The organism is Gardnerella bretellae, assembly GCF_048545135.1.
In the GTDB taxonomy this organism is placed as follows: Bacteria; Actinomycetota; Actinomycetes; order Actinomycetales; family Bifidobacteriaceae; genus Bifidobacterium; species Bifidobacterium greenwoodii.
On the sequence record NZ_JBKQXU010000002.1, the window covers coordinates 1 to 440 of the forward strand.

A 440-nucleotide genomic window follows, 5' to 3' on the forward strand; every position below is an offset into this window, starting at 1 on the left:
TGCTGGCGCCACCCTCGTTTCCGGCTTGGCTTTTGCTGCTCCAGCAATGGCTCAAGATCCTGATTTTAGCCCATTGCTCGTGCAGGATGTTAATGCTGCTAAGGTTGCTAAGGCTAAGGAAGATCTCAAGAAGGATCAGAAGACTCTCGATGATGCTAAGAAGGATCTCGAGAAGAAGCAGAAGGAATTGAAGACTGCTGAGGCTGAAGAGGCTGCTAAGAAGACTGCTCTTGATAACGCCGATGAGGCTGGTAAGGCTGCTGCTCAGACTGCTTACGATCAGGCTAAGGAAGCAACCAAGGCTAAGAAGACTGCTGTTGAGGAAGCTAAGAAGGCTGTCACTAATGCTCAGAATAAGGTTGATTCTGATAATGATGTGATTAATGCTGGTAAGCCATCTAACACCACTCCAACCACTCCAACCACTCCAACCACTCCAA

Annotated in this window: 1 pseudogene; it reads left to right on the forward strand. The window is 48.2% G+C overall.

Features of this window, described 5'->3' with window-relative positions:
- Positions 1-440, forward strand: a pseudogene (locus tag ACJV7B_RS01540) (hypothetical protein); the annotation flags it as partial.